The sequence below is a fragment of the Streptomyces noursei genome (assembly GCF_016917755.1).
In the GTDB taxonomy this organism is placed as follows: Bacteria; Actinomycetota; Actinomycetes; order Streptomycetales; family Streptomycetaceae; genus Streptomyces; species Streptomyces yunnanensis.
Genome location: NZ_CP070326.1, coordinates 1,542,536 through 1,565,679 on the forward strand (window position 1 = coordinate 1,542,536; position 23,144 = coordinate 1,565,679).

25 protein-coding genes are annotated in these 23,144 nt (G+C 68.3%); 17 read left to right on the plus strand and 8 right to left on the minus strand.

The features are described from left to right. Window positions 1-190: 190 nt before the first annotated feature. The 4 genes from JNO44_RS06530 to JNO44_RS06545 are packed head-to-tail and all read left to right on the plus strand — an operon-like array spanning window position 191 to window position 3,534. Window positions 191-658 carry a hypothetical protein gene (locus JNO44_RS06530; protein WP_205362197.1) on the plus strand — a complete coding sequence of 156 codons (468 nt, stop codon included), beginning with the start codon at window positions 191-193 and terminating at the stop codon, window positions 656-658. A gap of 11 nt (window positions 659-669) precedes the next feature. Further along, on the plus strand, window positions 670-1,191 hold the full coding sequence (locus tag JNO44_RS06535; RefSeq protein WP_205362198.1) for a M48 family metalloprotease: 522 nt from the start codon (window positions 670-672) through the stop codon (window positions 1,189-1,191). 23 nt (window positions 1,192-1,214) lie between these two features. Continuing rightward, window positions 1,215-2,345, plus strand: a complete 1,131-nt coding sequence (locus tag JNO44_RS06540) for an MAB_1171c family putative transporter (RefSeq protein ID WP_205369426.1) — start codon at window positions 1,215-1,217, stop codon at window positions 2,343-2,345. Then, window positions 2,320-3,534, plus strand: coding sequence for an amidohydrolase family protein (locus JNO44_RS06545; protein ID WP_205362201.1), 1,215 nt, complete (start codon window positions 2,320-2,322; stop codon window positions 3,532-3,534). Before JNO44_RS06540 ends, JNO44_RS06545 begins: the two co-directional genes overlap by 26 nt. A 15-nt stretch (window positions 3,535-3,549) precedes the next feature. Here the strand turns inward: JNO44_RS06545 and JNO44_RS06550 are convergent, their stop codons facing one another. Further along, window positions 3,550-4,473 carry a ketopantoate reductase family protein gene (locus JNO44_RS06550; RefSeq protein ID WP_205362202.1) on the minus strand — a complete coding sequence of 308 codons (924 nt, stop codon included), beginning with the start codon at window positions 4,471-4,473 and terminating at the stop codon, window positions 3,550-3,552. Window positions 4,474-4,958: 485 nt separating this feature from the next. Beyond that, complete coding sequence (locus tag JNO44_RS06555; protein WP_205362203.1) at window positions 4,959-6,113, minus strand: ABC transporter substrate-binding protein; 1,155 nt, start codon at window positions 6,111-6,113, stop codon at window positions 4,959-4,961. Window positions 6,114-6,635: 522 nt separating this feature from the next. On the opposite strand from JNO44_RS06555, the gene JNO44_RS06560 reads away from it, so the two are divergent. The 4 genes from JNO44_RS06560 (at window position 6,636) to JNO44_RS06575 (ending at window position 9,244) form a co-directional block, all read left to right on the plus strand. Then, a complete protein-coding gene (locus JNO44_RS06560; protein WP_205362204.1) occupies window positions 6,636-7,127 on the plus strand; it encodes a DUF2975 domain-containing protein in 492 nt (163 codons plus the stop codon). Continuing rightward, window positions 7,127-7,414, plus strand: coding sequence for a helix-turn-helix domain-containing protein (locus JNO44_RS06565; protein WP_205362205.1), 288 nt, complete (start codon window positions 7,127-7,129; stop codon window positions 7,412-7,414). The genes JNO44_RS06560 and JNO44_RS06565 overlap by 1 nt, the downstream gene beginning before the upstream one ends. Window positions 7,415-7,680: 266 nt before the next feature. After that, window positions 7,681-8,838: an FAD-dependent oxidoreductase gene (locus tag JNO44_RS06570; protein WP_205362206.1), complete on the plus strand. Its 1,158-nt coding sequence runs from the start codon at window positions 7,681-7,683 to the stop codon at window positions 8,836-8,838. Window positions 8,839-8,974: 136 nt separating this feature from the next. Next, the gene (locus tag JNO44_RS06575) at window positions 8,975-9,244 is read left to right on the plus strand and encodes a hypothetical protein (RefSeq protein ID WP_205362207.1); all 270 of its coding nucleotides are present in this window, start codon (window positions 8,975-8,977) and stop codon (window positions 9,242-9,244) included. A gap of 255 nt (window positions 9,245-9,499) precedes the next feature. Here JNO44_RS06575 and JNO44_RS06580 read toward each other — a convergent pair whose 3' ends face one another. Then, window positions 9,500-9,874: a MerR family transcriptional regulator gene (locus JNO44_RS06580; RefSeq protein ID WP_235092512.1), complete on the minus strand. Its 375-nt coding sequence runs from the start codon at window positions 9,872-9,874 to the stop codon at window positions 9,500-9,502. 44 nt (window positions 9,875-9,918) lie between these two features. Here JNO44_RS06580 and JNO44_RS06585 point away from each other — a divergent pair, with 44 nt between their 5' ends. After that, the gene (locus tag JNO44_RS06585) at window positions 9,919-10,800 is read left to right on the plus strand and encodes an NAD(P)H-binding protein (protein WP_205362208.1); all 882 of its coding nucleotides are present in this window, start codon (window positions 9,919-9,921) and stop codon (window positions 10,798-10,800) included. 182 nt (window positions 10,801-10,982) lie between these two features. Here the strand turns inward: JNO44_RS06585 and JNO44_RS06590 are convergent, their stop codons facing one another. Then, complete coding sequence (locus JNO44_RS06590; protein WP_205362210.1) at window positions 10,983-12,008, minus strand: GNAT family N-acetyltransferase; 1,026 nt, start codon at window positions 12,006-12,008, stop codon at window positions 10,983-10,985. A gap of 105 nt (window positions 12,009-12,113) precedes the next feature. Here JNO44_RS06590 and JNO44_RS06595 point away from each other — a divergent pair, with 105 nt between their 5' ends. Then, window positions 12,114-12,284 (plus strand): hypothetical protein, encoded by a 171-nt coding sequence (locus tag JNO44_RS06595; RefSeq protein WP_205362213.1) that lies wholly within the window; start codon window positions 12,114-12,116, stop codon window positions 12,282-12,284. Between the two features lie 26 nt (window positions 12,285-12,310). Here the strand turns inward: JNO44_RS06595 and JNO44_RS06600 are convergent, their stop codons facing one another. Continuing rightward, window positions 12,311-12,691, minus strand: coding sequence for a darcynin family protein (locus JNO44_RS06600; protein WP_205362214.1), 381 nt, complete (start codon window positions 12,689-12,691; stop codon window positions 12,311-12,313). Window positions 12,692-12,787: 96 nt separating this feature from the next. Here JNO44_RS06600 and JNO44_RS06605 point away from each other — a divergent pair, with 96 nt between their 5' ends. Then, complete coding sequence (locus tag JNO44_RS06605) at window positions 12,788-13,516, plus strand: TetR/AcrR family transcriptional regulator (protein WP_205362216.1); 729 nt, start codon at window positions 12,788-12,790, stop codon at window positions 13,514-13,516. A 42-nt stretch (window positions 13,517-13,558) separates the two neighbouring features. After that, entirely contained in the window at window positions 13,559-14,242 is a 684-nt protein-coding gene (locus JNO44_RS06610) for a formylglycine-generating enzyme family protein (RefSeq protein ID WP_205362218.1), read from the plus strand. Window positions 14,243-14,346: 104 nt separating this feature from the next. Here JNO44_RS06610 and JNO44_RS06615 read toward each other — a convergent pair whose 3' ends face one another. Continuing rightward, entirely contained in the window at window positions 14,347-14,733 is a 387-nt protein-coding gene (locus JNO44_RS06615) for a response regulator transcription factor (protein WP_205362220.1), read from the minus strand. Further along, entirely contained in the window at window positions 14,730-15,521 is a 792-nt protein-coding gene (locus JNO44_RS06620) for a hypothetical protein (RefSeq protein ID WP_205362222.1), read from the minus strand. The genes JNO44_RS06615 and JNO44_RS06620 overlap by 4 nt, the downstream gene beginning before the upstream one ends. A gap of 544 nt (window positions 15,522-16,065) precedes the next feature. Between JNO44_RS06620 and JNO44_RS06625 the strand changes: the two genes are divergently transcribed. The 4 genes from JNO44_RS06625 (at window position 16,066) to JNO44_RS06640 (ending at window position 21,099) form a co-directional block, all read left to right on the plus strand. Then, window positions 16,066-16,281 (plus strand): hypothetical protein, encoded by a 216-nt coding sequence (locus tag JNO44_RS06625; RefSeq protein ID WP_205362224.1) that lies wholly within the window; start codon window positions 16,066-16,068, stop codon window positions 16,279-16,281. 400 nt (window positions 16,282-16,681) lie between these two features. Further along, entirely contained in the window at window positions 16,682-18,016 is a 1,335-nt protein-coding gene (locus JNO44_RS06630) for a DUF6801 domain-containing protein (protein WP_205362226.1), read from the plus strand. A 120-nt stretch (window positions 18,017-18,136) separates the two neighbouring features. Further along, on the plus strand, window positions 18,137-18,334 hold the full coding sequence (locus JNO44_RS06635) for a hypothetical protein (protein ID WP_205362228.1): 198 nt from the start codon (window positions 18,137-18,139) through the stop codon (window positions 18,332-18,334). Window positions 18,335-18,339: 5 nt separating this feature from the next. Then, window positions 18,340-21,099, plus strand: coding sequence for an EF-hand domain-containing protein (locus tag JNO44_RS06640; protein ID WP_205362230.1), 2,760 nt, complete (start codon window positions 18,340-18,342; stop codon window positions 21,097-21,099). Window positions 21,100-21,300: 201 nt separating this feature from the next. Here the strand turns inward: JNO44_RS06640 and JNO44_RS06645 are convergent, their stop codons facing one another. Next, window positions 21,301-22,227: a LysR family transcriptional regulator gene (locus tag JNO44_RS06645; protein ID WP_102923350.1), complete on the minus strand. Its 927-nt coding sequence runs from the start codon at window positions 22,225-22,227 to the stop codon at window positions 21,301-21,303. A gap of 71 nt (window positions 22,228-22,298) precedes the next feature. Here JNO44_RS06645 and JNO44_RS06650 point away from each other — a divergent pair, with 71 nt between their 5' ends. After that, complete coding sequence (locus JNO44_RS06650; protein ID WP_205362232.1) at window positions 22,299-23,057, plus strand: SDR family oxidoreductase; 759 nt, start codon at window positions 22,299-22,301, stop codon at window positions 23,055-23,057. Window positions 23,058-23,144 lie beyond the last annotated feature (87 nt).

The following is a 23,144-nucleotide window of genomic DNA, read 5'->3' on the forward strand; positions in this document are numbered from 1 at the left end:
AGTGATGCCACAAGCACGAGCCCGCATCGATCGACCACTGTGTCCTCGAAGCGAGTCCATACTGTGCGCGAAGCGTCCAATATATTGGCACCCTGCGGCCGGTGAGGGCAAGTGGTCTTGGGTAGCGTCCAACAGGCCGCGCAGTGAGCCGATACGGGGGCTGAGGGGCAGTCAACCGGGAGCGTGACAGATGACAGATGAGGGTCAGGGACGTACGCGGTCGTTGGCCGAGCGGCTCAACGCGTTGTTCGCGACGATCCGTTGGACCGACGCCCATGGCCGGCGGCGAGAGTACTCCACCTCCCGGGTGGCCGAGGCGGTCACCGCGGACCCCTCCCACCCGGCGACGCTGTCGCGGAGCTACCTGGCGATGCTGCGCAACGGCTCGCACACCAACCCCACGCTGAGCGTGCTGGAGGGCCTCGCGAAGTTCTTCGACGACCACCGCGAAGCGGGATCACCCTCGATCACCGTCCAGTCGCTGGTCGCACAGGAGGACCCGGACGACGCGCTGCTACGGGAGCGGCTCGCCAGTCATCAGGTGCGGAAGATCGCCATGCGGGCCGGCGAGATGACGCCGACGATGCGCGAGCAGCTGCTCAAGATGATCGAGATCCTCGACCAGAACGAGACCGCCGATTCCGGCACCGAAGCGTGAGGAGGAGTTCCGTGGTCACACGTGAGCGCGAGCTCCGTCGCTACTGCAAGCGCCTCCTGCGGCGACTCGACGTGCAACCTCCACTGCGCGTCGACGAGTTATGCCGAAGAATCGGTGAACACCGGGGAAAACGCATACGTTTGATTCCCTGGGCGCTGCCGGTCCCCGGCCCCTTCGGGCTATGGATGTCCCGACCGGACGAAGAAATCATCTTCTACCAAAAGGAAACGACCCGCGTACACCAGGACCACATCATCCTGCACGAGATCGGCCATATCCTCGCCGATCACCATGACGAAGGCAGCGGGGGCGACGCACTCCCCGATCTGGGCCCGGACTATCCCCGCGACTCGATCACCCGGGCATTCCGCCGCACCTGCTACACCGAGGATTACGAACGCGAAGCGGAACTGGTGGCCACGATCATCCAGGAATGGGCAGTGGTCATCGATTACGCCACTCCCCGCACCCCGGAGGACTTCGATCTCCGTTCGCTGAGTTCCGCGCTGAACCCCCGATGGGGGTGGACGTAATCTTCCAGGAACCGACGACCATCATGTTGATCATCGGGGTGATCTGGAGATCCCTCGACCTGGCTCGCGCCCCCCATGACCGAGGGCTGCAGCTCCTGGTCACCAGCCTGTTCCTGCTGGCCAGCGGAGAAGTCCTCAGCGTTCCCGAAATCAACGGTGCGGTCGACGCGCTGACGACGGTCGGCGTCGGAAAGCTCGCGTTCAACGCGTGCACCATGATCGGGCTGAGCGCCCTGGTCCTCTTCTTCGCCTTCTCCACACATCGCGCGAACGCCTACCGGCGCTACCTGCGCTTCCACACCGGCCTGCTCGCGGGCGTCCTGGTCGCGCTGACGATCGCCATGACCGCCACGCCCCCGGCCCTGCGCGGCCACACATTGAGCACCCCGTACATGGCCCGGCCGGAGATCGCCGCCTTCTACGTGATCGGCAACGTCTATTTCCTCTACGCCTATCTGACGTCCGGGCTTTGGGCACTGCGCTATGCCCGCAGGGCGACCCGCCACCTCGCACTCGGCCTGCGGACCATGTCGTTCGGCCTGTTCGTGGTGGCGCTCAGCTCGGTCAACCGAGTGGTCTGGGTGTACCTGCGCATCGAGGCGCCCCGGGGGCATCAGTCCTTCAACACCGTGAACTGGTCGATGACGGACCTGGCGCTGGGCACCGTCACGGCGGGCATGAGCTATTCCGCCGGCATGCAACTCTTCGCGCATCTGCGGTCCGTTGCGCTCCACCGCCGTATGTATCACCAACTCACCCCGCTGTGGACGGCCCTCGCCGCGGCCTACCCGGAGCTCGTCCTGAATCGCGAATCCTTCACCACCCGACGGAATCGCCTCAGGCTGCGCGGTACGCATGAACGTTTCTACCGCCGACTCATCGAATGCCGTGACGGGCTGGTACGCCTGAGCCCCTACCTCATCCGCGTCGCGCCGGATGCCGATCTGGCGCGCGGGCCGGCCGACCGCATCGCCCACCACATCACCGCGGCCCTGGCGGTGAAACCGGCCGTCGAAGACCCCGACGCGGCGCTGTCCGCCGCTCCGATCGCCTTCCCGTCGGGCAACGATCTGGCCGCCGACGCCCGCGAACTCATCGCCATTTCCCACGCATATGCGAAAGGCACCAGTGAACAAGCTCCTGATCACCGCTGACCACGTCATCACCAAGCCCACGGATCAGCCGATCGACCAAGGCGCCGTGTTGGTGGAGGGCGGCCGGATCGCTGCGGTCGGCAGGGCGGCCGAGTTGGACACGGCAGTCGACGCGGGCGTGACGCGGTTGTCCTGCCCGGGGGCGACGGTGCTGCCCGGCTTGATCGACTGCCATGTGCACCTCGCCTTCGACGCCTCCGCCGACCCGCTCCGCGCGGTGGCCCACGCCGACCCGACCGAACTCGCCACCGCCATGGCGACCCGCGCCGAGCATCTGCTGGCCTCTGGCGTCACGACCGTCCGCGACCTCGGCGACCGCGACGCGCTCACCGTGACACTCCGCGCCGCCATCGAAGCCGGGACGGCGATCGGGCCGCGCATTCTCGCCGCGACCACCCCCTTGACCTCGCGCGGCGGCCATTGTGGGTTCCTCGGCGGTGAAGTCACCACCGACGACGACATTCGCGCCGGGATCGCCCGCAACGCGGCGGCCGGAGCCGACTTGATCAAGGTCATGGCCTCAGGCGGCGCCCTCACGCCCACCGGCCCACGGATGTGGGAGGCGCAGTTCACCGCCCGCCAACTGCGGCTGATCGTCGAGGAAGCCACCCGGCACGGCTTGGCGGTGGCCGCGCACGCCCACGGCACGGACGTCATCGCCCACTGTGTGGACGCGGGTGTCCGCACCATCGAGCACTGCTCCTGGCGCACCGCCGAAGGCATCGGCTACGACCCGGAGATCACCCGCCGCATGGTCGAGAACGACATAGCGGTCTGCCGCTGTGTATCCGGCGACTGGCAACTCTTCCGCAGGCAACTGGGAGCGGAACGCGCGGACGCGATTTCCGAGACGATCCGCAGGATGCGCGAGGACGGCGTCCGGTTCATCGCCGGCACCGACGCCGGCGTGCCGGGCGCCGCGTTCGGCGACTACGTCGGCATGCTCGACTTCTTCGCCACCCTCGGCTTCGGCCGCTGCGAAGTCCTCGACATGGCCACCACCGGCGCCGCCCATGCCCTCGGCCTGACCGACACGGGTGCGCTGACCACCGGAATGCGCGCCGACCTCATCGTCACCGACGGCAACCCTCTCACCGACCCGACGGCGCTGCGCCGTATCCGGCACGTCTTCGCAGCGGGCCGACGGGCACCCGCGCTCCCGCCCGAAGGGACCGAACAGCCCGGGTAGCCCGAACGCCGCCGCTCAGTCGGCCGACAGCTCCGTCACCAGGCGCTCCAGGAGCGGTACGGGAATCCCGTGTCGCTCTGCCGCGCGCAGCACGGCGCCCCCGATCGCGTCGAGTTCCAGCGGGCGGCCCGCCTCCGCGTCGCGTTGCATGGACGACCTGCTGCCGGGCGGAAAGGCTTCGTAGCGCGCCAGGAGCTGAGCGGCATCCCCCGGCCCGCCACAGGCCCGGCTCACCGCGGCGGTCTCCTCGACCAGCGCCGCCAACTCCTCGCGCCGCTCGGACCGGATGTCGCCGATCGGCAGGCGGTAGCGGGTGGTGAGGAGGGCGAAGGGAGCCAGGAAGGCCAGTTTCGCCCACAGGACGGCGTTCTCTTCGGGCATCACCCGGGTGTCCACGCCGGCGGCCGTGAGCAACGCGGCGAGCGGGGCGAGACGGTCCGGCACACCGGCCACGTCGATCTCGACGAACGGACTGCCGTGCTCGATGACTCCCGGCGCGGTACGGGTCGACTCGACGCGAATCACCGCCGGCACCACCCGCCGTGCGCCGTGGCGTGCCCGCAGGGTGTCCAGGTGCTCGATGCCGTTGAGCAGGGGCAGTACGAGTCCGCCGTCGAGGAGACCGGGTGGCACGCGGTCGAGCGCCGTGTCGAGCGCGGTGTGCTTGACCGACATCAGGCACAGGTCGACCGGCACGCGCAGGAGGGTGTCCGCCTCGACCGGGACGGTGAAGTCACCGAACTGCCCACTGTGCACCCGGATTCCGCCGTGCTGCAGGGCGTGCGCGGTCTCGTCGCCGGCGATGCAGATCACCCGGTGTCCGGCGCGGGCGAGCAGCGCGGCGAGCAGTCCTCCGACCCCTCCGGGGCCGAGTACGGCCACGGTCGAGCGGGACGGGGTCGGGGCGGGGACGCCGGTGAGCGTACGGGTGTCCGTCATGGGTGGGGCTCCTCTCAGCTGGTGGGCCGCCCGCGGGTCGGCACCCGTCGGCCGCCTCCACCGGTCCGGACACGGCAGGAGGGGCGCGACGGGTTGCCGCCCTGGGCCCGGAACGATCATCGATGAGGAGCGAAAGGGGCGTCAATCCTCGCGATTGCTTGCCCGTTCCCAAGGAATTGCTAAGAAATTCCTTGGGAACAGCACGCCTCGCAGGTCGTGTTCGACGGCCTGCGGGTGTTCATGCCCCGCCGTCAGGAGCGCAGCTCACCGCACACAGGCATGGAATCCGCGGCCGCCCTTCCTTCCCACGTGGCCCTGCTGCACCAGGTCCGTGAGCAGTGCACAGGGCGTGTAGCGACGGTCCGCCGTACATTCGGCAGCACGTGCAGGGAATCCAGCACGGTGTCGGGGCGAGACGGCCGGCCGCGCGGCGCCGCCGCCGGGAGAAGGCGGCGGCACCGCGTCGGCCCTGGTTCACGTCGCGGTCATCCGGAGACGGCCTGGCTCCAGCTCTGCGATATGACGAACCTGGCGCTGCTCTGCTGGGACTCGGTGGGGAAGCTCGGCGTGCCGGTGACCTTCGGCAGCTTCGCCGCCGCAGCCTGGTCGAGCGTGCCGGCCTCCTTCATGGCGGTCATCAGGGCCGGGCGGGCGTATCCCTTGAGCCTGAGGTTCTGGCCCTCGGCGCTGTACAGGTACTCCTGCCACAGGCGCGCGGCCGCGGGGTGCGGCGCAACCTTGTTGATGGCCTGCGAGTAGTACTGGGAGAACTGGCCGTCCGAGGGGACCGTGACCGTCCAGTCGAGGCCCTTGGACTTGAAGTCGTCGGTGTACCCGGTGTTGAGGTAGTCCCAGTCGATGCTGATCGGCGTCTGGCCCTTCTCGATGGTGGCCTGGGTGGAGGCGACGGGCGTCAGGTTGCCGTTCTTCTTCAGCTTGGCGAAGAAGTCGATGCCGGGCTGGATGTCGTCGAAGGAGCCGCCGCTGGCGAGAGCGGCCGCGTACACGGCACCGAACGCCGAACCCGCCTTGCTGGGGTCGCCGTTGAGCGCGACCTGCCCCTTGTACTGCGGCTTGAGCAGATCCTTGAAACTGGTCGGGCAGGTTCGCACCCGCTTGACGTCGCAGCCGAAGGAGATGTAGCCGCCGTAGTCGTTCGACCAACGGCCGATCGAGTCCTTCTGGTCGTCGGGGATGTCGGCGAAACCGGCGACCATGTACGGGGCGAGCAGCCCCTGCTGGGCGGCGCTCTGCGCGAAGGAACTACCGAGGTCGAGGACGTCGGGCGCGTTGTCCTGGCCCTTGCGCGAGGTGACCGCGCTGATCTCGTCCTGGCTGGCGCCGCCGGGGTTCTCGACCTCGACCTTGACGCCGTACTTCTTCTCGAAGCCGTCGATCAGGGCGCCGTAGTTGGCCCAGCCACGGGGCAGCGCGATGGCATGCAGCGTGCCCTCCTTCTTGGCCTCCTCGGCCAGGGCGTCCATGCCGCCGACATCCTTGGCCGTGGTCGCGGCGGCCGCGCTCCGTCCGCCGTCAGTGGTCGACGTGGCGGAGTCCGCGCCACAGGCACTGAGGGTGAACACGGCGGCGGTGGCGAGAACACCGGTGAGGACGGCGGTTCTCGGCAGGGGGACGGTCACGGTCTCTCCAGGGGTACGCACAGAGGATTGAGGGGTTTCCTGTGGGGCCACACAGGAGATGTACGTGGGGGGTGAGCACCTGTCCGTTGTCATAGCTGAACAAGCTGGCGCCTTAGTAGGCCCAACTATGGTGTCCGTCAGGTAAACATTGGGGAAACTGATGACCCCATTTCCCTCGCGATCACCGCTCACGGGAGCCATCACCGCACCTCATCCGGGGTGCGCCCGGCCCGGCCGCTGATCTTCACCGGGACGGCACACGAGACGCCCGACACCGCATGACTTCACGACAGGGTCCGGTTGCTGCACGCTTGCCCGTTATCGACTTGAACCGGTCACGGCCCACGACCCGCAGCCCACGGTCCGCCCCCCTCCCCTCCCCTCCCCCTTCCCCACCGCCACTCGCCGTGATCAACAACTGGCCCGCTCCAGAGAGTCCGCCGCCCATGACCAACGGACCCGACTTGCCATCCCTATCGATAATCAATAGATTTCCATCGTGGATCGATCGAGGGAGTGGCGTTGGGAAAGCTGACAGTACTGGGGCTGCGCGCCGTGATGGTGACGCTGCACGCCGGATCGGTGTGCGCCCAGACAGTGATGGTGTTGATGCTGACGGGCGCCATCCAGGAGACCGTCTTTGCGGCCCGCCGCGCTCCGGTCCTCCTGATCGCGTTCCTGGGCGTCATGACGGTCCAGGTCGTCCTGGTCTGCGTGTGGCGGCTGGTGACGATGGTGCAACGCGGAACCGTGTTCTCCCACGCCGCGTTCCGCTACGTCCATCTCGTGATCGGCGCGTTCGTGACGGCCGCGCTCCTGGCGCTCGCACTCGGGGCAGTCCTGGCGTCGGGCCACGTCGTACCCCCGGGCGTGGTGGCCCTGCTGGGCGGGGTCAGCCTGGCGGTCTTCGGGATCGCGCTCATCGTGCTCGTCCTGCGGATGCTGCTCGCCCAGGCCGTCGCACGCGACGCCGAGGCATCACAGCTGGGGGCCGAGTTGGCCGAGGTGATCTGATGCCGATCGTCGTCGACATCGACGTGATGCTGGCCAAGCGGAAGATGTCCGTGGGCGAACTGGCGGACCGGGTGGGGATCACACCCGCCAATCTGGCGGTGCTCAAGAACGGCCGCGCCAAGGCGGTGCGCTTCACCACGCTCGCCGCGCTGTGCGAGGTGCTCGGCTGCCAGCCCGGAGACCTGCTGCGCTGGGAGCCCGACGGCCCCGTGGACGGGAACAGCGACGGCAACGGGGCTGCGCAGGAATCCGGGGCGTCCGTCCCGGCCGGTTCCTCCCCGCAGTAGCCGCAGCCGCGGTAGCCGGCCGGCCACCTGCACACGCCCGCCGGCTACGACGCCCTCGGCCGTCCCTGCCGCCCCCGCTCCGCCTGATCTTCAACAAGTACCCCCGTGACGACCGGACGACGGCGTCCGCGCACCTCACCCTCGCGGACCGTGCCGTCGCCGTACTGCCGCCTGCCGCCAGTCGGCCCCGCCGCGCAGCAAACGCACCGAGCGCACCCAACACACGAACACACCGATCACGGACGCCACAAGGAAGCGAGCAGAACATGACGACAGCACACCTCTCTCACCGCCCCGGGCACCCGGACAGCGCCGACGTACTGGTGGTCGGGGCCGGACTGGCCGGACTGAACACCGCCACGCTCCTCGCCCGACAAGGCCACGACGTGCTCCTGGTCGAACGCCGAACCAGTCTTGCCGGCGCGATCCGCACCACGGGAATCTTCGTGCGGAAGACACTCGACGACTTCCCACTGCCCCCCGACTGCCTTGGACCACCGATCCGACGCGTGGTCCTCTATCCCCCGAACCTGCGCCGCCCGGTCAGCCTCACCAGCCCCCGCGACGAATACCGGGTCGGCGACATGGCACCGCTCTACGAAGCGACGGCCGCCACCGCGGCCGACGCCGGCGTACGCATCGCACTGGGCACGCGCTACACCGGCCGACAGGGCAACATCTTCCACCTGGCCGGTCGCGATGGACCGACCACGGTCCGGGCCCGCTTCGTCGTCGGTGCCGACGGGGCCCGCTCAAGGGTCGCCCGCGACCTCGCCCTCGACCGCAACCACCACCTGATCGTCGGCGCCGAAGAGGTCTTCGAACTCCCCGGAAGCGACCAGCCACCGACATTCCACTGCGTACTCGACCCCTCGCTCGCCCCCGGCTACCTGGCCTGGGTGATCAACGACGGGCACCACGCCCATGTCGGAGTCGCAGGCTATGCCGACCGCTATCCAGACGGTCTGCGCCGGGCCATGGAGCGGTTCAGCGCCTCGGCGCCCGGACTGACCGGCGTCCAACGCCCCGAAACGGTGGAGCGGCGCGCAGGCCCCATACCCGTCGGCGGCCTGCTGCGCCGGATCAGCTGCGCCGACGGTCTTCTCGTGGGGGACGCAGCGGGCGCGGTCTCCCCGCTCACCGCGGGCGGCCTGGACCCGTGCCTGCGACAGTCGAAACTCGCAGCCGAGATCCTCGACGACGCACTGCGCACCGGAAGGCCGGAAACGCTCACCCACTACGACGGAGCCGCACTCCGCCCCCACTTCCGCGGACGACTCACACTGCGCCGGCTCTTGGCCCAGGTACGGACGCCGACCACGGCAGCAGCGGCATTCACCCTGCTGCGCACACCGTTCGGCCGGGCCGCGGCAAGCCGAGTCCTCTTCGGCGACAGATCCTTCCCCGACCCCACACCCAAGTGAACAACTCACCGAGCGAGAGGCCAAGTTCATGACCGCATCCCCCATGTCGGCGGCCACAAAGCGCATCACCATGATGATGGCAGGGCTGGTGGTTGCCTGTGGACTCCTGTCGGCTTGCGGCGCCACGAGTACTGACATGAGGTACAGGGCCTGGACCGAAGGAGGCACCCTCAAGTCCGTCCGGCACGACTACATCGACGGCCCCAACGGCGCGGTCAGCGTGCCGGCCAAGGTGAGCGGAGCCACCTGGAGCACCCAGGAGGACGGCGGGCACGCTCCACGCCTCGAAGTCGTGCCGACCGGCAGGAGCGTGGCGCACTGCCTCCTGGTGGAAGGCGACGACCACGTCCTGGCCCAACGAAAGGGAGCACCCGGTCAACCGGTGACGTGCTCTGCCCAGCGGTAGTACAGGCACTGCGCGCTGCTGCGGGACCGTCATGCGAGACCTCCTACGGCCAGCACGAGCCGGCGAAGCACTGGTTCCCCGACCGGCCCGCCGGCCTTCCCGCCAAGGCGCCCTGCCCACCGGCGTTTCCGGCAAGGTGTTGCGGGTCATGACGTTGACGACGGCGAAGTGGCGACACACCGCTGCCGGGCCGCGGGATGAGGGAGAGTCGGAAGAGGACTACTCGGCGCTTGGAATTCCCAGCCGGAGAGCGGCTCAAGCTTCACGGACGAAAGTCGCACAGTCCGGGCAGTCGTCGAGATATCGATGCCGACACTCAACGGTGTGTTGCAGGAAGGCAATTGCCTGCCGTCTCTGGACGACCTCACTTTCGAGTGCCGCGATCTTCGCCCTCACGACCGCCTGTGCCGCCGACTTCGTCGGCGACATGGCGGCGGTGACCTCGGGCAACGAGAGTCCCACTCGCCGCAGTTTCAGCACGGTACGCGCCTGCTCCAGAGCATGGTCGTCGTAGATGCGGTAGCCGTTGCCGTCGCGGCGCACGGTGAGTGCCCCAACGTCTTCCCAGTGCCGCAGCACGTGGGCTTCGACTCCGAGTTCAGCGGCCACTTCCCCGATCGTCTTCACCACACGCCCTTGCCTTCATGTCGACCTGAACCCTTAGCGTCTCGATCATGCCTGATACCACTCGCTCCGCGGGAGCTCGTCACCGTTCATCGATCCTGGTCACCGGCGCGGCCGGCAACCTCGGCCGTGAGGTCGTCAGCCGTCTCCAAGCTCACGGCGCGCGCGTGCGAAGCCTCGTGCGCCATCAGACTGCTCCGCACCCCGGAGTCGAGTCGGTGGTCGGCGACCTCACAGACCCCGCCGTTGTCCGCGAGGCGCTCGTGGGCATCGACGCTGTCTTTCTCATCTGGCCACTGCTCGATTCCGCCCCTGCCCATGACCTGGTTGCGGAACTCATCGCTGCGGCACCCCGTGTCGTCTATCTGTCCACGACCGCCATAGACGACGAAGCCGTCCGCCAGAGTGATCCCATCGCTCAGGTGCACGCGGAAATGGAAGCCCTGCTCCACGATGCCGGTCTGCGACCCGTGGTGCTGCGCAGCGACACATTGGCATCCAACACCCGTGGCTGGGCACCACAGTTGCGCGTGGGCGACGTGGTGTCAGGCCCGGACGTGGCGCGCACAGCCGTCGTCGACGAGCGCGATGTCGCTGATGCGACCGTAGCCGTATTGCTCGCGCATCACGACCAACCGGATCAAGACTTGTACGTGTTGACGGGACCCGAGGTCCTCAGTCGCGCCGACCAGGTCGCTCACCTCGGTACTGCTCTCCGGCGCCGTCTGCGCTTCCAGGCGCTCCCCACCGACCTCGCGCGATCACGCATGCTTGCCGACGGCCGTCCCGAGCCGCTGGTGGAAGCGCTGATCGCTGCCTCGGTGAGGCGACCGGAGTCGAACTGCACCACCGATCACGTCGAGCGCCTTGCGGGCCGACCGGCCGGCACCTTCGCGAGGTGGGCCATCGAGCACGCGGCCGAGTTCAGCTGACGAAAACCGCGGCACGCCTCACCAGGCCCTTACGGACGTCCTCGATGACCTGCATCGGACGCCGAGTCAGCCATCGTTCGGTTTCCCACAGGCAGGCATGCGTGCTGCGCACGGCCGATGGGCATGGCGCTGCCGAGAGGGGGATCTCCCGTGCCTGCGCGTCGAGGTGAAGAAGCGGCAGGCTACGCCGGCTTGCGGTAGCGGACGTACTCGTTCTGGCGCCGGAACCCTACGCTTTCGTAGAGCTCGTAGGATCGATACGGATTCGCGGTCCCGGTGTACAACCGCGCGGTCCGTGCGCCGTGCTCGCGAAGACATCGCAACCCGTCCAGCAGCAGAGCCCGTCCAAGGCCCAGACGCCTTGACTGTGCCCGGACGCTCAGTTCTTCGACTTCGCCCGCAGTGGGGTCGTTGCGGCGAATGGAGCACAGGGCGACCCCGGCCATGTTTTCCCCATCCCAAGCAGCCCGCCAGCAGGTCGGGTCGGCAGTGGCGAGGAAGCTCTCGAACGTCCACCTCTGAGTGAATGCGGCATCTGCATACGAATCGACGACCGTCTTCCAGGCCGCGCGGTAGTTGCCCGGCTCGACCGCACCGATTCGGATAGTGGCCGGCAACGGCCTTTCGTCCGCGAGCTGTTGGAGATCCGGCAGCTCCAGCTCCACCAGGCTGAAGACCCGCCGGTATCCGGCTTCGAGCAGCAGCGCTGTCGCCTCCCGTTCGGAGGCCATGGCATTCGCTCCGATGACGGACGTCCGCGTGGTTCCGTGCTGCTGCACGAGCCAACGGATGCGGCTTTCCGCCCAGTCGAGCATGGCCGAGCCGACGCCCTGGCCGCGGTGCTCGGGAAGCAGGTAGCCGCGGTGCAGGTACAGCCACGTCCCGTCCCGCTCCTGCCACCACCTGATCGTCGCGTAGCCGACGACGCCGCCGTTGTGCTCCACCAGGACCTGGTTCCGGGTCGGGTCGTCGAGCCCGACGGAGGCTTCGGCGATCTCGGCTGCCGTCGGGAGCCCTTCCACAACCGAGTGGGCGTCGGTCCGATCCTGCTGTGCACAGCCCAGCCGCACAGCGGCCATCGCGTCATGGTCACCGTGGCCGCGATAGGGTCGGAACTCGTAGCCAGGCAACTGTTCCGGCGACGCCAGGCCGCTACCGCTGTTCACGTCCACATCAAGACCCCCGTCACGTTGGATGCGCGGCGCCATCGAGCACGGAAGCGTAGGCCGTATTCAACAGACGACAGAACTCCTTTTCCAGATAGCCAGGTTGCCCACCTACGCAAAGACTCACGCGGCAGCCGCCTCCAGCCAGTGGTGGCCATCGCCCACGAGGGCATCGCGCTCCACGATGTCGACCTGCTCCGCCACGTGACCTTCCAGGCCGGCAACACCCAAGACCCGCTGATCCTCAACCGCTACATCGACATCGGCCTCACCCAGACCCGACGCACCGCCGCCTCCCCCGACCCCACACCGAGCTGAGCAGCCCCGTTGCCGGGCAGCAACGGCTACCGGGACTGCTCGTCCGTGCGCGTCCAGGAGCACCGGGCTTCGCTCCCGTCCGACAGGGCCTGCTCGTACGCCTGGAAGCCGTCCTCGACGCCGAGGAAGATGTCGGCGAAGGTGAGGTAGCCCTCGCTGATGACAGGGGTGTCGCGCAGGGCCTCGACGAGGAAGTAGTACGCGCCCAGATCCTCGGTCTCCAGCACGGCGAAGTCCGAGACCCGCCCGGTGAACGCCTCGGCGTCGAAGAAGCGGGCCGTCACACGGTCCGCGTAGGCGGCGAAGACCGGCTCCAGATGCGCCGCACGCATCGCGTTGCGCTGCTCGCGCGACAGCGCCAACCACCGCTCGGTGACCGTGTAGGTGAGGACGATGCCGTACTTCATGAGGCTCCCCCGAAGAGATTGCTAACACCGTTAACTTTCGGGAGAAGGTAAAGTGATAGGCGTTAACTTTGTCAAGCGGAAGGCAGACGGGTCGCCGTGCCGAGCACTCCGGGAACCCCCACGGGCAGGCGCCGTCACCGCGTCCGCGAAGAGGCGCTGACCGAGATCCTGAACACCGGCAGACGGCTCCTGGTCGAGGAAGGCCCGGCCGCCGTCACGCTGCGGGCCATCGCCCGCGAAATGGGCATGACCGCGCCCGGCCTCTATCGCTACTACGCCGCACACCGGGACCTGATCCAGGCACTGGCCTCGTCCCTCTACGACGAGTTGGCCACGGCCCTGGCAGCGGCCCGCGACCGTCACCCCGCCTCCGAGCCAGGGCGACAACTAGGCGCAGTGTGCCGCGAGTTGCGTCGCTGGGCACTGGCCCACCCCCAGGAGTTCGGGCTGCTGTTCGCCAAGCCGCTCACGGACGCCGACACCGCACCCGGCGCCGCCGCACACGACCCCAGCTGGCGCTTCGGCGGCGTTGTCCTGGACCTGATGGTCCAGCTGTGGCACCACGGAAACATCAAGCCACCCGCCGACCTCGACCCGGCCTGGACCGTCCAGTTGGAGGAGGTGCGCGAGCACCTCTCCGGCGAACCCGTGCCCCTGGAGGTCATCTACGTCTTCGTCTCCTGCTGGGCCCGGCTGTACGGAGCCGTGGCCGTGGAGGTCTTCGGCCACCTCGACTTCGCCCTGACCGACCCCGCCCCACTCTTCGACCACACCGTCCGCGACATCCTCACCGCACTGGGAGAGCCTCGGACCGCTCCCCGCTAAGGATCAACAGAACGGCGGGAGGCGGCGATAGGGTGGCCGACTATGGACACGGGGGCAGAAAACGAGATGGTTGCGGTCCCGCCGGGACGGGTGACGCTGTCCGACCGGCGGACGCAGAGAAGCTGGCACGTCGAGGTTGCACCGTTCCGGATGTCGGCGTTCCCCGTCACGCAGTCGCGGTACGCGCAGGTCACCGGTCGCCGGCCGAGTAGCGCCCAAGGCGACCGGCTGCCCGTGGAGGGCGTCTCGTGGTGGGACGCGGTCCAGTTCTGCAACGTGTTGTCCCAGCGTGAGGGGTTGACGCCCGCGTACCACCTCCACGCCACAGCCGAGACGGCCGAATGGGACGCCTTCGCGGACGGGTACCGGCTGCCGACCGAGGCCGAATGGGAGCACGCCTGCCGCGCGGGCACCACCGGCCCGCGGTACGGCCAACTCGACGAGATCGCCTGGCACCAGGGCAACTCGGGTGGGCGGATCCAGCCCGTCGGCGCCAAGCAGCCCAACACCTGGGGCCTGTACGACATGCTGGGCAACGTGTGGGACTGGTGCTGGGACGTCTACGACGCCGAGGTGTACGGCACCTACCGGGTGCTCCGTGGTGGTGGATGGGCCGACGAGCACTGGAGCTGCCGGGCATCGGTGCGACGGCGCAGCCACCCGACCTTCCGGATCGACGACGTGGGATTCCGCATCGCGCGCTCCGCACCGCCGCATCGGCCGTGACGGCCTCATTCGGGAACAGTCAGTCAGGACGCTGACGTCGCTGGCAGCGAGTGGCACTGCTTTCGGGGGGGCGTTGCCGTTGACGGGTGGGGGTCGGGGCCTCCTCATGCGAGGAGGCCGCGTCGCATCGCCGCGGCGACGGCTGCCGCCCGGTCGCAGACCCCGAGTTTCTCGTACAGTCTCTGGGTGTGGGTCTTGACCGTACTGACGCCCAGGTACAGTTCGCCCGCCAGGTCCGGGATGCTCTTGCCCTCGGCGAAGCCCTGCAGGACTTGGCGCTCGCGTTCGGTCAGCACCATCACCTCGCTGTCGACCCGCAAGCGGATCTCCTCCACCAGTCCGTGGAGCGGTTCCTCCGAGATCACGTGTCTGCCGCCTGCCACCTGCAATACGGCGGTGACGATCTCGGAACATGTGGCCTCTTTCGCGAGGTAGCCGGCCGCGCCTGCCTGGATCGCCCGGTAGACCACGGAGCCGTCTGTCGCGGTCAACTCCTCTTCCGCTGGCGCTCGTCGGTTGCCCCCGCGTCATCCTTGCCGGGTACGGCCTGTGGCGGGGCGTGGGGAGCCTTCCGCTGCTGGGGCTGCTCCACTTTCTTCTTCGAAAGGAAGACCCCGGCGTTCTGCACCTGGCAGGACTTCTTTTCCGCACCGGTCATCGGTCGCGTCTTGAGCACCACCGAGTTCTTCACCCCCTCGGTGTCGTTGGGGGCGGGGCTGGTGATGGTGTCGGGCCCCAAGTACCAGTAGTAGTGGCCGTCCTGGGGATTGTCGTAGTGCGTCTGCCAGTAGCCCGTGAGTTCGCGCATGACCTGGGCCCGGGATATCCAGCCGACCTCGCCCGGCTTGACGGTCATCTCCAGGCTGGCGCTGTCCGAGTGCTGCGTCATCCACGTGTGCCCGTACTTGGCCTCCACGCTCGCTTCCACGACTCCGGCGATCTTTCCACCGGCCTTGATGGACACGTCGAACGAGTCCGTCGACCCGACGGTGTCGCTCCAGGTCAGCGTCTGCTTCGCTGGCGACGTGGTGCAGTTCCACATCGTGTCGGACACCTGGTGGTAGTCACCGAGATATGCCTTGCCGATCGCCGGGCCCTCCGACTCGTGCCGGTACGGGCCGTTGAACGTGCACTTGCCGAAACCGCTCGCGCAGTCCCTCAGGACCCGATCGCCCGTCATGGCGGAAGCCGGCAGCGCCGCCAAGCCGATCAGGGCGGCGGACGCCACACCGACGCCGAGGATGCGCCAACTCCAGCTGTTTTTCCGTGGGCTGCTCATGTGTCTCCGATCAGACATTCCGAAACACTGGTTACGCAGAGGGCTCTGCGCCGTCAAATTCTGTCTAGCACGGCACGGGCGAAAACGGGTAAGGCAGCGGTTCTTTCGCCCGGTCATCGACAAGGAAGTGGCCGATCGGTGGACACCCGCAAATCCGATCGGTGGACAGGTTATCCCGCACAATATCGCCCGACCGGGCAAGACCGCCCGACTGGGCAAGACCGCCCGACCAGGCAAGACGGCCAGCCCCTCGGGCAATATCACTCGCAAGAAAAAGGGCGATAACCGTGGAGCCCGTTCCGTAATCCGCACCGCACGGAAGATCAAAGAATTCGCCTTACGAGATCGCACCACGGCGGAATCATCAAACCGTCGTCGCCCCCCTGCTCGACTTCCGTTGACTGAGGCCGAGATCCGGAGCGGGTTCGGACCAGGCTCGGACCAATGCGCCACCGACGACCGCCCCGTCCGTCAATTGAGCAGGTCGGCACTACGCAGGCGCTGTACCGCCGGCAGACGAAGAAGCGGTTGTAGTGCCGCAGCAATGACCCTGGTGCGTAATTCAGGAAGCGCGGGCGGACGGCTCGCGACCGAAGCAGCGGTCTACGACGACCTCGTCCGCGAGTACGACATGGAGCGTAGGGCCCGGAGCGCCGACCGCCCCAGCCGGACCCTGCTGCGCCGATTCTCCGACAGCGGCTCCGGCATCGGCTTCGCCACCATCAGCGAACCACCGATACTGTCCTCAACGCGCCCATGACCAGGGCGATCGCGACCGCCGTCAGCGCCAAATGACCTGCGCCCGCGTCAGGATCAGGGCCAAGTGGTCCGAGCTGCCGGCCGGCGGCGCAGCGCGATGCACAAACATCGACAAGCGCAGATGCACGGTTCCTGATGTTCAGTCAACCACGAAGGGGGACTCGTGGAAGGTGCTTACCAGTGAGGCGTTTTGGGGCGTCTTCGAGCAGTGTGCCGAGTTCCGCACGGAACCCGAGCCGCCTGAGCCACGTCTTCCTCACAGCGTTACGTGCCCCGCTGGCCGAAATCGTCCGGGCTCCACAGATCCGGCACGGGTCACGCGATCTGAGTAGCATGCCGAGCTTCAGGAAATGAGAGTCGTTCCATAATCGCACGCCCGAACGATGAACGGGGGCTAGCTCATGAGCATCAGGTACGGCAGGCCAAGGATGAGGATCATCCTTGCGGTCGCCACGGCTTCAGCGATGGCAAGCGGGTTGGTGGGCGCTATCGGAGCCGGAACGGCTGCCGCGCAACCGCTCTCGCACACCTTCGCCTACACATGTTCGTCGCAGCTGATCGGCGCTCAGGCATTCACCGCGGAGATCGGATCGGGCATCCCGGATTCGGTTGCGGTGGGCGCGCCCAGCACGCCCCTCGCCGTCAACGCGGTGGCGACGGTGGACGCGAGTTTCACCCGGTGGCTCGCCATGGCCGGTATGAAGACCCTCGGGGGCACGGTGGACGCGGGGGCCCATGTGGCCGCGCCACAGGACGACTTCGACCTCACGGTGCCCTTCCACATGGCGACGACCAACGTCCCGGCATCCGGTTCCTTCAAGGTCACGGCAACCGCCGGCGCGACCACCCGCACCTTCAGCCATCCGGGCAAGGGGACGATCACCGCCGGCGACCTCACCCTCCACCTCGTCGCGTCGAACGCGACCGGCAGCCTGGTACTGAAGGGCGACGCGCCATGCACCCTGAACCCCGGCCAGAGCAATGTCGTGGCGTCCTTCGATGTCACAAAGCCGAGTTCGGCGCCCTCCGCCACACCGAGCCCTTCGTCCGGATCGGCAGCCTCCGCCAATCCGAGGCCGACGACCGGATCGGTGGGCGTTGCCGTTCCCAAACCGTCGGTGCCAGCGGGCACCACCGGCCCCACCACCCCCAGCGCGATCACATCGGGCAACCAGAACCCCAGGGCCTCCGACACCCCGTCGGTGACGCACCCCACCCATGCGACGCCGAGGTCGACCGAGCCCACGATCGTCAGTAGGGCCTCGGCCGACGGGCTGGACACGAAGGATCTCATCCTGCTGGCCGTGGCCGTGCTCGCCGCATGCGCCGCCGCCTTCGGCCTCGGCGCGCGCCTGAAGAACCACCGCCGCACCGGTGACGACGGCGGGGATCAGCGGTACGTCGATCCGAAGCACGGCCTGCTCGTCGAAGGCGTCAAGGACGGGAAGGCCGACGCCGGTCGCCACAGGGAGAGCTCGCATGCCGCTGTCCCCCAGCATCGAGGGCGCGGCGGTCGGGCAACATCACACGGCAGCGCGAGAAGGAAGGTCACGGACGGCCGCAACGGTCTGACGGCACGTCATGTTCCACACCAGTCCGGTCGTCATGGCGTCGGTGCGCGGACCTGCGGCGGCGCCGATCTGGACAGTCAACTCCAGGACTTGCTGCAAGGCGAAGACGTCGATGTCGTGACCGACGAGAAGCCCGGCACCGCGTACGTGCGACAGGTGCAGTGACCGACCACCGCCTGTGTGGTGGTGGCTCGAACAGGGCAGCAGGCAGGCACAGTTGCCTGCCTGCTGGGGGGCGGAACGGCCGCTGAAAACCGACTGTCGGCGCGAAGGGAGGTGCCTCTGTTGACTGAGATCGGCCCGTTACTCGGCCAGATCGTGCCTGCGGCTGAAGCAGTGGCGGGTGCGCACGGCGTCGGCGTGCCGAGCAGGGCCGCGAACGCACGGGCCGCACAGGCCACCGGGGCGCGCGGCGTCTCCCGCACGGACAGTGCCGGGATCATCGCCACCGGCGATGGCGCGACCAACATCCGGTACCGGTGAGCGCCGTGCCGGATCCACAGGAGTCGGAGCCCGCCGCACATATCCCTGGCCAGTCGGGCGGCAAGCCGTCGATCACGGTCGGCAACGTCTCGGGCGTCCTCAATATCGGCGACCACGCGGTCAACCTCAACGTGCTCTTCGACAAAGGGTTCTCAGCCGAGGGCGCGCTCACCGAGTTGGTCAAGGAGCTCGTGGATGCGGTCCGCGCCGAGCGCCGCTCCGTCGATGACGAGCTGGCCGACAAGGCCGATCTGCTCGCGCGTGAGGTCCGCGCGCGCCTGAAGCGCGAGGTGGAACAACTGCGGCTACCGGATCGGGAGCTGCCTGTGCACTGGCAACCGGTGCACGGGAAAGCACCCGACCGCGAAGACCTCCGTAATGGCCGGACTGGGACAACGCATGCTCCCCCGCGGCACCTCGGCAGTCAAAGGGACGCCATCACGGCCCTCCTCAAACGGGAAACGTCCCGCTGGCTGATGGTGCTGGGTCGGGAGGGCTCCGGGAAGAGCACCCTGGCCCTGCGTTTCGCGCTGAGCCGCCTGGAAGCGCGTCCCCTCACCCGCAAGGCACCGGTTCCGGTCATCTTCAGTCTCGGATCATGGAATCCCGACACCACCCAGCTGCGGGACTGGTTGATCGGCCGGTTGGAGCGGGATCATCCCCTTCTCGCCGAGGCAAGCCCCAGCGGGAGTACGTGGGCCGCCACGCTGGTGGATGCCGACTACGTGCTACCGGTCCTGGACGGGTTTGACGAGATCGCCATCGGCTTGTGCAAAGACGCACTGATCGCACTCAACAGCTGCACCTTGCCGCTGCTCGTGACCAGTCGCCGCGCCGAGATCGAAGCCGCCAGGGAAGAAACCAGGGTTGTGCCCTCCGCCGACGCCATCGAGTTGATCGATCTCGACCTGGACGACTCCGTCACATACCTCCAGGAGGCCACCGACACCGCACTCCCCACGCTCCCCGGCAGTACGGACGTCGGCCCCCTCACCGGGTGGGCCCATGTCCTGAGTGAATTGCGCCGCCCTACCCACACACCGGCCGCCGCCACTCTCGCCGCCGTGTTGACCACCCCCTTGATGGTCACACTTGCCCGATTCGTCTACGAATCCGAGCGTGACCCGTCGGAACTGCTGGACACCGAGAAGTTCGGCACCCGAGAAGCCCTTGAGAGACACCTCCTGGACACCTTCGTCCCCACCGCCTACAGGCGCGCTCTCAGCAAAGGGGGCGCAGCACGAGATCACCGGCGCTGGGACACCAAACGCGCCCAGCACTGGCTCGGCTACCTCGCCGCACATGTGACGGAACTCAACACGCCCGACATCGAATGGTGGCGGCTGGGGACCACCGTGAAGCTGCGCTGGCGCATGCTGTGGGTCGGGATCACGGTCGGAATCGCGTCCGGCCTGGTGGCCGGGCTCGTGTACGGAGTCGAGGGCGGGCTCGCGTCCGGACCCGTGTACGGGCTCGTGACGGCATGCGTCTCCGGCCCGGTGAACGGGCTCGCGATGGGTCTGACCTTCGCCCTCATGCACGGGTTCGTCACGAAGATGAAGGTCGGCGGCCCGCTGTTCGAACCGTCGCTCATGGAGATCAGGCTTCAGGACTGGACGAAGACAAGACTGCGGGCGAGCTTCCGCCCCAGAGTCACCGGCGGGCTCGCCGGTGGTCTCCTGTTCGGAGCCCTGTGGGCGTTCGGAAGTTCGGCGCTGTCAGCCCTCCTGGGCGATCCCGGGACCACGATCGCGCTGGGCTCGGCGGCGGAGCTCGCGGCGGGTATCGTTCTGGGGTTCGTGATGGGGCTCATCGCCGCGCTCGGAGCCGGGTTCGAGACTGTCATCCCGAGAGAGAAACGCGCCCTCCCGTCGGACCTGTTGAACACCAACCGCGCCACCGTGCTCAAGCAGCTACTCGCGGTCGGGCTGGTCATCGGGCCCGGGTACGGGATCGTGTTCGGGCTCACGGACACTCCCCTGACCGGAACCGGGGCCGGGCTGGCGGCCGGAACCATGGTCGCGCTCGGGGTCGGCACCATGACCGCCTGGGGTCGTTGGGTGGTCCTGGCCCGGATCTGGCTACCCCTGACGGGATGGTTGCCGAGGGACGTGGACGCGTTCCTGCGGGACGCCTGCGAGCGCGAGGTCCTGCGCCAGGTCGGCACGGTCTACCAGTTCCGCCATGCCCAGCTCCGGGACCACCTGTGCGCGGCCGCCGGCACCTTGCCCGAGCGCATCGTTCACCGCATCGGCGGTCTGGACCGCCTGTTCGACGTCGCCGACACCGATGGCGACGGCTACGTCGACGGGGCCGACTACCAGCGGATCGTCGATCGCTACCGCGCCGCCTACCAACTCGCCGCGGACGCCCCCGAGGCGAGGGCTCTGGCGTTCTTCTACCGGGAGTACTGGACCTGTCTGCAGCGCCACGCGAAGATCCACGGCCGCCTGTCCCGCGAACAGCACCGCACCGCTGCCGGCGCGACCACCACAGACCCGGCTCTGCGCGAGCCGGTGGCGGTCTTCGGAGCGACGGTGTTCGAGATCATCGACGCGGACCGCGATGGCTGCATCGGCGAGAGGGAGCTGACCCGGTACCTCGAAATGTGGGACCTCGCCGCAGACGCCTCGCGCGTGCTGGGCCAGCTGGACACCGACGACGACGGCTGCCTCAGCAAGGACGATCTGAGCCGCGCGATCAACGCGTACTTCCACTCCCCCGACCTGGGGGGCACGGGCAGCGTGTTCTTCGGTGTCGGGTAACCCCCGGGGTTTTCAGCGGAGTTGGTCCAGGCGAGTTCCGGGCGCCGATCGCGGACCGGGCTGACCGCTTCGAGGGCCGCGCCCAGCCGCAGTCCGGCTCCGACACGCGCCCGACGGCAACTCCGCGCCACACCCCGCCAGTCGGCCCAGCCGGCCCAACCCGCCCAGTCATCCCGGCCGGTGTGCGCACGCGGGGAGCGGTCACCGGCACTCGCTGCACACCTGGCCCGGGCCGTTCTGCTGTCGTACGACCTCCTCAGCCGCCCCGGCGAAGGCCCGGATCCGAACGGTCTCCGTCGCCGCACGCCACACCAGGCCGTACTCCAAAGGCGGGGCCTCGGCGAACGGAACGTACGCGACGTTGGGGCGGGCGTAGTACCTGACCTCGTGCGACGCAACCGGATGCACTCCGCGGCCCGCACCGACGAGGGCCAGGAGCTCCTGCCGGGTCGTGGCCTCCCCAACGCGCTCGACGGGACTGCCGTCGGGGGTGGTGCGGGGCAGGAGATGGTCGAGCCAGTAGTCGGGGACGGGGCCGGAGAGGCTGATCACCTTGTCCCTCGCGAGATCGTCGAGCCGTACCGATTCCCGGCGCGCGAAGGGATGCCGGGTGGAGACGGCCAGGACACGGCTGTCGGAGATGAGCACGGGACCGGTCCGCAGATCGGGCTCGGACACGGGGAACTGGCCCAGCAGCAGATCGAGTTCACCCCTGCGCAGCGGACCGAGGGGATCCCCGAGCGGTGCCTCGTGGAGCGCGACTTCCCCGGCGCCGGGATGGCTCTCGCGGTACGCGGACGCGGCGAACAGCACCATTTCGCCCGCCAGCGGGCTGGTGAACCCGACCCGCAGCGGCTCGGCGAGGCCGCGGCCGGCGGCAACCGCCTTCTCGACGCCTGCTCTGATGAGCTCGTAGCCGGGGCGGACGTCGTTGAGGAAATCGCGTCCGACCGGCGTCAGTTCCACACGTCTGCTGGTCCGGTCGAACAGCGCGGTGCCGATCTGCCGCTCCAGCTGTTTGATGGTCTGGCTGACCCTGGCCTGGGACACGAAGAGCCGCTGCGCGGTGCGGCCGAAGTGCAGTTCCTCCGCGAGGGTCAGGAAGATTTCGAGATCTCGGCGTTCCATAAGGCACAGGTTATGGATCACGGAGTGATCCGTCATTGTTCGAGGTGCGGCGGCCGCCGAAGCTGGAGCACATGAACACACAGCCGAACACCGCCGCCGCCCGGACCCTCACTGCGCAACCGCTCGCCATCATCACCGGAGCCAGCTCGGGCATCGGCGCTGCCACCGCCCGCGCCCTCTCCGATCTCGGCCACCCGCTGCTCCTCCTGGCCCGCAGGGTCGAGCGGACCGAAGCCCTCGGCCTTCCCAACGCCCTCGCCCGCTCCGTCGACGTCACCGATGCCAGGGAAGTGGCCGCCGCCGTCCGGGAGGCGGAGGAGCTGTACGGGCACGCCGACCTGATCGTCAACAACGCGGGCGTGATGCTGCTCGGGGAGGTGGCCCACCAGGATGCAGCCGAGTGGGAGCGGATGTTCGACGTCAACGTACGGGGCCTGCTCCACGGCGTTCGAGCCGTGCTGCCCGGCATGATCGAGCGTGGCAGCGGGACGATCGTCAACGTCAGCTCGGTCGCGGGCCGCAGGACATACGCCAACCACACCGTCTACAGCGGCAGCAAGTTCGCCGTGCACGGTATGTCCGAGAGTCTGCGCGAGGAGGTTTCGGGGCACGGCGTGCGCGTGATCACCATCGCCCCCGGGGCGGTGGAGACCGAGTTGCTCTCACACACCACGGACGAGGCCGTGAAGGCCGACTACCAAGCCTTCAAGGACTCGATCGAGGTGCTGGTCCCCGAGGACGTGGCAGCGGCGATCACCTTCGCGTACCGGCAGCCGCAGCGCGTCACCCTGCGCGAACTGGTGCTCGCGGCCACCGCCCAGGCTGCATGACCTGCCTGCGTGCCTGGGCCAGGCCCAGGGTCTGGCCCCGCGACTGGCTCTGGGACTGGCCCTGGGATACGTGCCGGCGTGGGGAGA

What these genes read in the sequence shown, in the direction of transcription:
- JNO44_RS06625 (WP_205362224.1), top strand. Translation starts at nt 16,066, where the DNA reads ATGACCCTGGTGCGTAATTCAGGAAGCGCGGGCGGACGGCTCGCGACC.
- JNO44_RS06620 (WP_205362222.1), bottom strand. Translation starts at nt 15,521, where the DNA reads ATGAGCAGCCCACGGAAAAACAGCTGGAGTTGGCGCATCCTCGGCGTC.
- JNO44_RS06570 (WP_205362206.1), top strand. Translation starts at nt 7,681, where the DNA reads ATGACGACAGCACACCTCTCTCACCGCCCCGGGCACCCGGACAGCGCC.
- JNO44_RS06650 (WP_205362232.1), top strand. Translation starts at nt 22,299, where the DNA reads ATGAACACACAGCCGAACACCGCCGCCGCCCGGACCCTCACTGCGCAA.
- JNO44_RS06585 (WP_205362208.1), top strand. Translation starts at nt 9,919, where the DNA reads ATGCCTGATACCACTCGCTCCGCGGGAGCTCGTCACCGTTCATCGATC.
- JNO44_RS06575 (WP_205362207.1), top strand. Translation starts at nt 8,975, where the DNA reads ATGAGGTACAGGGCCTGGACCGAAGGAGGCACCCTCAAGTCCGTCCGG.
- JNO44_RS06645 (WP_102923350.1), bottom strand. Translation starts at nt 22,227, where the DNA reads ATGGAACGCCGAGATCTCGAAATCTTCCTGACCCTCGCGGAGGAACTG.
- JNO44_RS06550 (WP_205362202.1), bottom strand. Translation starts at nt 4,473, where the DNA reads ATGACGGACACCCGTACGCTCACCGGCGTCCCCGCCCCGACCCCGTCC.
- JNO44_RS06530 (WP_205362197.1), top strand. Translation starts at nt 191, where the DNA reads ATGACAGATGAGGGTCAGGGACGTACGCGGTCGTTGGCCGAGCGGCTC.
- JNO44_RS06565 (WP_205362205.1), top strand. Translation starts at nt 7,127, where the DNA reads ATGCCGATCGTCGTCGACATCGACGTGATGCTGGCCAAGCGGAAGATG.
- JNO44_RS06630 (WP_205362226.1), top strand. Translation starts at nt 16,682, where the DNA reads ATGAGCATCAGGTACGGCAGGCCAAGGATGAGGATCATCCTTGCGGTC.
- JNO44_RS06540 (WP_205369426.1), top strand. Translation starts at nt 1,215, where the DNA reads ATGTTGATCATCGGGGTGATCTGGAGATCCCTCGACCTGGCTCGCGCC.
- JNO44_RS06610 (WP_205362218.1), top strand. Translation starts at nt 13,559, where the DNA reads ATGGACACGGGGGCAGAAAACGAGATGGTTGCGGTCCCGCCGGGACGG.
- JNO44_RS06600 (WP_205362214.1), bottom strand. Translation starts at nt 12,691, where the DNA reads ATGAAGTACGGCATCGTCCTCACCTACACGGTCACCGAGCGGTGGTTG.
- JNO44_RS06590 (WP_205362210.1), bottom strand. Translation starts at nt 12,008, where the DNA reads ATGGCGCCGCGCATCCAACGTGACGGGGGTCTTGATGTGGACGTGAAC.